An 8,273-nucleotide genomic window follows, 5' to 3' on the forward strand; every position below is an offset into this window, starting at 1 on the left:
GCGCCCGCGTCTGCGGGCGTCCTGACTAGGCTTTCGGGAATATCCACAGATGCTCGGCCGGCAGGGAGAGCCGGCAAAGCGCCTGACTGCGCGCCTCGTGGCCATAGGCGCGCACCACGAAATCCTCAGCCACGGTGCGGAACAGGTACTCCCAGCGATCGCCGAGGTACATGCTGGTCAACAGCGGGAGCTCAAGCTGGTTACCCTGCGGATCTTCGCCCAACCGCACGCGCTCCACGCGGATCACCGCCGAGCCCTCCTGGCCAACCTGCACCCCTGCGCCCGCTTTGCCCCACAGCGCCCAGTCCTTGCCTTCGATGCGCGCCCGGTCGCCTTCCAGCGCCACGATCTTGCCCGGCAAGCGGTTGTTACTGCCCATGAACTCAGCGGTGAACAGCGTAGTGGGTGAACCGTACATCTCCTGCGGCGTACCCTGCTGTTCGATTTTGCCGTTATTGAGCAGCAGGATGCGATCGGAGATGGCCATCGCCTCGTTCTGATCGTGGGTCACCATCAGCGCCGACAGGCCAAGCTTGATGATCAACTCGCGCAGGAATACCCGCGCCTCTTCGCGCAGCTTGGCGTCAAGGTTGGACAGCGGCTCGTCCAGCAGGATCACCGGCGGGTTGTAGACCAGCGCACGCCCAATCGCCACGCGCTGCTGCTGGCCGCCGGAAAGCTGGTGCGGATGGCGCTTGGCCAGATGCCCCAACCCGAGCTGATCCAGCACCGCCTGCACCCGCTGGGTGATTTCCGCCGAGGCGATCTTACGCAGCTTCAGCGGGTAAGCGACGTTCTCAAACACCGTTTTATGCGGCCACAGCGCATAGGACTGAAACACCAGCCCCAGATTGCGCTCTTCGGCGGGAATTTCGCTGCGCGCGCTGCCGTTGTACACCGCATTATTGCCGATGACGATTCGGCCCTGGCTCGGTTTCTCCAGCCCGGCCACCGCCCGCAGCAGCGTGGTTTTGCCGCTGCCCGACGGGCCCAGCAGCGAGACCACTTCGCCCCGTTTCAGCTCCATCGACACCCCTTTCAGCACCGGGTTGTCGCCATAGGTCAAATGCAGATTCTCTACCGAAAGTTCAATCATGTAGTTTCACTCCAAAGCGCAAGGCGATCCCCAACCCCAGCACCACCAGCAGGATATTGATGAACGACAGCGCGGCGACGATATCGATAGCGCCCGCGGCCCACAGGGAAACCAGCATTGAGCCGATGGTTTCCGTGCCCGGAGACAGCAGATACACCCCGGTAGAATATTCGCGCTCAAAGATCAGGAACATCAGCAGCCAAGAGCCGATCAGGCCGTAGCGCGACAGCGGAATGGTGACGTGGCGAGTGATCTGGCCGCGGCTGGCGCCGGCGCTGCGCGCCGCCTCCTCCAGCTCCGGCCCCACCTGCAGCAGCGTGGAAGAGATCAGCCGCAGGCCGTAAGCCATCCACACCACGGTGTACGCCAGCCAGACGCTGAAGATGGTGCTGCGCAGCGAACGCAGCCAGACAATCCAGTTAGCACGCAGCCACTCGGCCATCGGCAGCGCCGACAGCCAGCCCTCCTTGAGCGATTTGTCCAGCCACATCGGCAGGAACAGAAACACCCACAGGAATGCCAGGCCGGCCAGCAGCCCCGGCACCGCACGCGGCACCAGCACGCTGTAGTCGAGGAAGCGCGTGGCGCCATCCGGCTTGCGGTGCATGGCGATGCCGATAAACAGGTAGCACGCCACCGCCAACGCCCCGCCGATCACCCCAATCGCCATTGAGTTGACGATGGCGCGCAGCAGGTTGGGCTGCGCCCAGATGGTGCGGAAGGTGTTGATCGACAGCTCGTCCCAAACAGACACGCCCACGCCCCAGTTGGAGATAAAGGCGCGCAGCACCACGCCGATCAGCGGCACGCCGATGGTGACGGTCAGCCAAAACACCACCACCGCGCCGGCCACCCAGCGCCATTTGCCCAGCGGCAGCGCACGGGCCTGCGAGGCTTTGCCCTTGACGGTGACGAAACGGTTGGCGGTGCGCATCAGCCGGCGCTGCAGCATCACCAGCGGAATGGTGATGCAGATCAGCACCACCGCCACCGCCGCCATCAGGTGGTAAGACGGCGTGCCCAGCTTGTTGGTCAACTGGTACAGGTAGGTCGCCAGCACCAGGTTGCCCTCTGGGTCCCCCAACACCAGCATCAGGCCGAACACTTCCAGCCCGAGGAAGAACAGCAGCACTCCGGCATACAGGATAGACGGCCGCACCATCGGCAGACTGACGGCGGTCATGACCTGCAGCGGCGTGGCGCCGGCGGTGCGCGCCGCTTCTTCAACGTCGGAGCCCACGCTGCGCAGCGCCGAGGAGATATACAGATACGCGTGGGGCACGTGCGTCAATCCGGCAATCACCACGATGCTGGCCATCGAATAGATATTCCACGGCACGAAGCCCAGCAGCGCCTCCGCCCACAGCGAGAAGAAGCCCACCGGCCCCGCCGCCACCACGTAGCCGAAGCCCAGCACCATCGGCGACACGAAGATCGGCACCAGAATCAGCGGCTCGATGATCCGCCGCCCCGGCAGATCGGTGCGCACCATCAGGAAGGCCAAAATGCCGCCGAGCGGGATGGCGATGATCACCAGCCCGAATGCCAGAATAAAGCCGCTCTTCAGCGCTTTGTAGAAATCCGGATCGGTAAAGATGAACTCGAAGGCCTCCAGGCTGAAGACCTTGGAGGGAGAGAAGAACGGTGCCGAGAGGAAGCTTTGAATGATGATAAACGACAGGGGGACATAGATAACCAGTGCGGTTATCAACACCACCAGGCCGCGCGGCAGGCTCTGCCACTTTCTGCGCCATGCTTGCATAAATGCTCCCTATGGTTGTAAACGCCGACCAAAGGGCGCACGCCTCTAAGGCAGGCGCGCGTCCGAATGCAGTCCCTGTTATTTCGCCGCAGCGGCGCGCCATTGTTTGATGTAGTCGAGGCGTTTGGCCGGCTTCAGGTATTCCAGCAGGCTATCGTCGACCGGGATCGGCTTGAGCGCGTTGCCCAGCAGCTTGGTCATGCCGTCAATGTCGTTCTTGCCTTCGATGTCGTTGCGGATCGAGGGGATATCCGCCTGATTGGCGAGAATATTTTGCCCTTTTTCCGACAGCACGTAGTCGAACCACAGCTTGGCGGCGTTAGGGTTGCCGGCCTCTTTGCTGATGAAGCTCACGCGCGACAGCACCAGGGTATAGTCTTTCGGATAGACGATGCCGAGCGACGGATCGCTCTTGGCGCGAGCCTCGGCGTACGAACCGAGGATATTGAAGCCGATCAGGTTTTCACCGGAGGAGACGCGCTCCATCATGGTGCCGGTGGAGGATTGTACCGCCAGCCCGCCCTTGGCCACGTCGGCCAGCGTTTTGAAGTAGTTAGGATCGGCCTTGAAGTCCTGCACCGACAGCATGAAGCCGACGCCAGATTTTTCGATGTCGTACGTGGTGACTTTCTTCTTGAATTTGTCCGTCTGGCCGGCGATCAGTTTAGCCAGCGCCGCGTGCGAATCCGGCACATCGCCTTGCGGGATCAGGCGTTTGTTATAGATACACACCACCGGCTCATAGGTGGTGCCATACACCTTATCTTGCCATACCGCCCATTTCGGCAACTGAGCCTGCTCGGGGGAGGCGTATTCCTGTGCGTAATCGCCCGCCAGTTTCAAAATGGTGTCCATCGACGAGCTCCACACCACGTCGCCGCTGGTGCCGCCGGCCGCCTGCTCGCTGATGAAGCGGTTATACAGTTCGGTACTGTTCATGTCGTTGTATTCCACCTTAATGCCCGGATACAACGCCTCGAACCCCTGGATCAGCGGCGCCGCCGCCTTGGTGTCGGTGGTCGAGTAAATCACCACCTTGCCTTCTTTCTTCGCGCCGTCGACCCGTTTCTGATAGTCGGCGGGGTAGCCCGCCGGGAAGGCCGCATAGGCGGAAACGGAGCCCAGTAAGGTGATTGCAGCTACGGTAGCGCTGATTTTTTTCATCATCATCCATCCCCTGATCACATTTAATAAACCAAAAATTAACATATAGTTAATAAGTGTGACGAGGCAACGGCGTTGCTTTGTTATCTTTCGGTTTTGTGAGGTTGGCCATTTTTCAGCCAATAAAAAAGCCCGGCAGCGCGGGCTTTACGGCACTTCCTGTTGCAGACTATTCGGCCAGGCGAGAGCGCCGCAGCAGGCGAATTCGCTGTACGATGGCGACCCCCAGCAGCGTCAGCACAAATCCTGCCAGCTGCAGCAGCGACAGCGCCTCGCCAAACAGCACGTACGCCTGCAGTGCCGCCGCCGGCGGCACCAGCAGCATCAGCGCGGTAATGCGAGTCAAATCGCCGTGGCGCACCATCCAGATAAACAGCGCGGTGCCGCCCAGCGACAACACGCCGGCCGACCACAGCAGCGAGAACCACAGCGTCGGCGAATTGTCCCAGGCGCCGGAGCCCATCACGGCCGCCAGCACGCCGGTTACGATCGCGGCGCCGAGGTGCTGAATGGCGCCTGCCGCCCGCAGATCGGCCGCCGCCAGCGAAGACTTCTGCACCATGATGCCGATCGTCAGCGCGACGATGCTGCCAAACCCCATCAGAATCGGCAACAGCGCCATATTGCCGACGTCGATACCGGTCAGCCGAGGGGAGAGCACCAGCGCAACGCCGATAAAACCAACCGCCAGCCCAGCCCAGGAACGCAATCCTATCGGCTTACGCAGCACCAGCGCGAAAATCAGCGCGGTGAACAGCGGCTGCAATCCGCCAATGAGCGACATCACCCCGGCCGCCAGGCCGTTCGCCACCGCCCACCAGCTTGCGGCGAGATAAACGCCGTTCATCAGCATGCCGGTCAGCAGGTGCATCACGAACTGTCGCCCCTTGGGCCAGGCGCAATGCAGCGCCAGCAGGGCGAATACCGCAGCGGCGATCAAAAAGCGCAAAGTCAGGAAAAGGTTGGGATCGGCATGATCCGCCACCGCCCGCGCGGCAATAAAACCGGTCGACCAAATTAATATCAGGAAAAACGGCGCGATAAATGCCTTTCGCCGATCGCGTTTTTCGCGCTGGGTTATTTCCATATCACTACCTGAAAAATGCGGCTGATGAGTTAATGCGGAACATACTAACCAATTTAACACCGGCTTAACAGCACCGACACCGCCCCCCCAAGCCTGCGTAATGAACACACTTGCGGGAAATCATGACGTTTCAATTTTATATAATTCACCAAGCTTATAATTAATCCCACCCCGTTACGACAATGTAAATTAATTGCTACATCCGGTATAACTATTCCCCTCCTGGCGGCGTTGTCGGAATAATTCCCCTTTGCTAGCCTTCCTGAAGCCACTTAATTAACTGGACTGACTTATGGCCGAAATCACTGATTTTATGAAACTGGATATGCGTATTGGTGAAATTATTTCCGTGGAATATAACGACAAGGCGTTAAAGCCCGCCTATAAGCTGCGCATTGATTTCGGCGAAGAAATTGGCATTAAAAACAGCTCGGCGCAATTATGCGAAAACTATCAGGAAGATGATCTGCTCGGCAAAAAAGTCATCTCCGTCGTTAATTTCCCCGCCAGGCGGGTTGCTGGATTTAAATCCGAAGTGCTGGTACTTGCTGCGGTCACCCGGGATCAAGGCACCGTCTTGCTGAAAACCGATTTCGACGTGGAGATCGGCAGCAAGATTTTATAATCGCCACATCATTCGTGAGGCCCCCGAGAAATGCGACAGTTATCCCTGCTTGATGAAGTTAAGAAGGCGTATCAGGAACACCGTTCAGCCTTTATCCCCGGCGCCACCATGCAAGCGATCCTGCTGGCGCTGGGCGCGCGGCCGGAAGATTTCGCCAAGCTGCAGCAGGTCAGCGGCAATCTGGCGGACGATCCCACGCTGCCTTTCCGCAAGTCCAGAAACGGCCGCTTCTGTTTCGACTTCGATCGCGCCCAGATTGAGCGGCTGGAATTCCAGCCTTTCGTGCTCTCGGTCGAGGAAGACTTCATCCGTTACGATTCGGGCAAGGTGCGCCACTTCCGCGGCATCAACGACGATCTGCAGTTGAATACGGCATTCCAGGCGCTGATGAAATTCAAAGCCTACGTGATCGATGGCGTGAGCGTGACGCCGCGCGCCCGGCTTAATCAGGAGATCAACAAATTCGTCTGCACGGTGTTCAACCTGCGCACCGTCACCACGCCGCAGATGCTGGGCGAACCGGCGCTGGAAGGCGTGCACAGCGACGGCTGTCGACCACACCATGACGACCTTCCTCGGCTGCGACAACATGACCGACGACAGCGCCAAGACCTTTATTCACGATATGCGCGAAACCAGCGGGATCAAATTCGATCGGGCCCGGCCAGAATGGATTTTGGGCGAAATACAGCATCGGCATTTCCTCGATACCCTGCTGATTGTCGATCATGAACGCAAACATAGCCTCTCACCGGTGGAAGCGCAGGACAAACGCCGGCATTCGACCCGCGATATGCTGATCTTTTTCACCCGCAAACCGGTCGAAGACGGCCACGTCTCTTTCGCGTATGACTCTTTCAAACCGCATATCGAAATCCCGCTGTCGATAGACATGGTGGCGCGCGCGAGCTAACGCGCAGCCGGGCCGGCCGCCATGATCCCTCTGTGCGGCCGGTTCACGCCAGGATAAACAGCGCTGGATTAATCAGGTTTTTGTCGCCGAATTATTATATCCTGCCAGACGAAAATTTTGCGGGCGCTCGCTGCCCTCTGCGCCTGCCCTCTGCAGTTATCCATTCCGCAGCAGGCCGTTTATTTCATGAATACAGGCAGTGCCATACCGTTATGACCAAGAATTTATCCCCGAAAGACATTATCGCCCTGGGCTTTATGACCTTCGCCCTGTTTGTCGGCGCCGGCAACATCATTTTCCCCCCGCTGGTGGGGCTGCAGTCCGGCGAACATCTGTGGCCGGCCGCCCTCGGGTTTATGGTGACCGCCGTCGCCTTGCCGGTGATCGCCGTGATCGCGCTGGCGCGCGTCGGCGGCAGCATCAGCCTGCTGACCGGCCCCATCGGCCGCACCGCCGGCCTGCTGTTGGCGACCGTCTGCTATCTGGCGCTCGGCCCGCTGTTCGCCACGCCGCGAACCGCCAATGTCTCTTTCGCCCTCGGCATCGCGCCCTTCACCGGCGACGGCGCCCTGCCGCAGTTCATCTACAGCCTGCTGTTCTTTACCCTGGCGATGATCGTCTCGCTGTATCCCGGCCGGTTGCTCGATAACGTCGGCCATATTCTGGCGCCGCTGAAAATCCTGGCGCTGGCCGCGCTCGGCATCGCCGCCCTGGTTTGGCCCGCCGGTGAACCGGTCTCCGCCGTCGGCAGCTATCAGGCATCGGCGTTTTCCACCGGCTTCGTGCAGGGTTATCAAACCATGGACACGCTGTCGGCGCTGATGTTCGGCTCGATTATCGTCACCGCCGCCCGCTCGCGTGGCGTCAGCGACAGCGGCCTGCTGCTGCGCTACACCCTGTGGGCCAGCCTGATCGCCGGCGTCGGCCTGACGCTGGTCTATATCTGCATGTTCAAACTCGGCGCCGGCAGCGGCAGCCTGGTCGAGAGTGGCGCTCAGGATGGCGCGGCAATCCTGCACGCTTATGTGCAACACACCTTCGGCGATCTGGGCAGCGTCTTTATGGCGGTGCTGATGTTCATCGCCTGCCTGGTGACGGCGGTCGGCATGACCTGCGCCTGCGCGGACTTCTTCTCTCGCTACCTGCCGCTCTCTTACCGCACGCTGGTGGTTATCCTCGCCCTCTTCGCCATGCTGGTCTCCAACATGGGGCTGGCCAACCTGATCCGCGTCTCGCTACCGGTGCTGACGGCGATCTATCCGCCCTGCATCGCGCTGGTGTTGCTCAGCTTCAGCCAGAACCGCTGGCGCAGCGCCAAGCGCGTCTTCGCGCCGGTGATCGCCACCAGCCTGGTGTTTGGCCTCGCCGACGGCCTGAAGGCCTCCAGCTTCAGCGGCCTGCTGCCCGCCTGGTTCGATAAGCTGCCGCTGGCCGAACAGGGGCTGGTCTGGCTACAGCCTACGCTGCTGGTGCTGTTGCTGGCGGCGGCTTATGACCGGTTGCGCAGCGTCGAAAGCGCCAACGTCGCGTCGTAAGCGCGGGTTACGCCCATAAAAAAAGCCGGTCACGATGACCGGCTTTTTTATCGGCTTGCGCCAGGCCGCTTACTTCAGCAGCGCCTGCGCC

At 60.4% G+C, this 8,273-nt stretch carries 7 protein-coding genes and 1 pseudogene; 4 read left to right on the forward strand and 4 right to left on the reverse strand.

All coding sequences use genetic code 11. From position 1 onward, the window contains the following. Positions 1–25: 25 nt before the first annotated feature. The 4 genes from AC4PR2_RS15660 to AC4PR2_RS15675 all read right to left on the reverse strand — a co-directional run bounded on the left by AC4PR2_RS15660 (position 26) and on the right by AC4PR2_RS15675 (position 5,109). On the reverse strand, positions 26–1,096 hold the full coding sequence (locus tag AC4PR2_RS15660; protein WP_197757663.1) for an ABC transporter ATP-binding protein: 1,071 nt from the start codon (positions 1,094–1,096) through the stop codon (positions 26–28). Beyond that, positions 1,089–2,858 (reverse strand): ABC transporter permease, encoded by a 1,770-nt coding sequence (locus AC4PR2_RS15665; RefSeq protein WP_004931567.1) that lies wholly within the window; start codon positions 2,856–2,858, stop codon positions 1,089–1,091. The genes AC4PR2_RS15660 and AC4PR2_RS15665 overlap by 8 nt, the downstream gene beginning before the upstream one ends. A 78-nt stretch (positions 2,859–2,936) precedes the next feature. Continuing rightward, positions 2,937–4,025, reverse strand: a complete 1,089-nt coding sequence (locus AC4PR2_RS15670) for an ABC transporter substrate-binding protein (protein ID WP_492175273.1) — start codon at positions 4,023–4,025, stop codon at positions 2,937–2,939. Positions 4,026–4,191: 166 nt separating this feature from the next. Further along, complete coding sequence (locus tag AC4PR2_RS15675; protein WP_060422725.1) at positions 4,192–5,109, reverse strand: DMT family transporter; 918 nt, start codon at positions 5,107–5,109, stop codon at positions 4,192–4,194. Between the two features lie 292 nt (positions 5,110–5,401). On the opposite strand from AC4PR2_RS15675, the gene AC4PR2_RS15680 reads away from it, so the two are divergent. The 4 genes and pseudogenes from AC4PR2_RS15680 to brnQ all read left to right on the forward strand — a co-directional run bounded on the left by AC4PR2_RS15680 (position 5,402) and on the right by brnQ (position 8,182). Beyond that, positions 5,402–5,734, forward strand: a complete 333-nt coding sequence (locus tag AC4PR2_RS15680) for a tRNA-binding protein (protein ID WP_048234649.1) — start codon at positions 5,402–5,404, stop codon at positions 5,732–5,734. 108 nt (positions 5,735–5,842) lie between these two features. Beyond that, positions 5,843–6,223, forward strand: a pseudogene (locus tag AC4PR2_RS15685) (2OG-Fe dioxygenase family protein); the annotation flags it as partial. A 100-nt stretch (positions 6,224–6,323) separates the two neighbouring features. After that, positions 6,324–6,647 (forward strand): 2OG-Fe dioxygenase family protein, encoded by a 324-nt coding sequence (locus AC4PR2_RS15690; RefSeq protein ID WP_492175274.1) that lies wholly within the window; start codon positions 6,324–6,326, stop codon positions 6,645–6,647. Between the two features lie 212 nt (positions 6,648–6,859). Further along, complete coding sequence (gene brnQ / locus AC4PR2_RS15695) at positions 6,860–8,182, forward strand: branched-chain amino acid transport system II carrier protein (protein ID WP_060441283.1); 1,323 nt, start codon at positions 6,860–6,862, stop codon at positions 8,180–8,182. Positions 8,183–8,273: the final 91 nt, after the last annotated feature.

It is taken from the genome of Serratia sp. A07 (genome assembly GCF_058725505.1).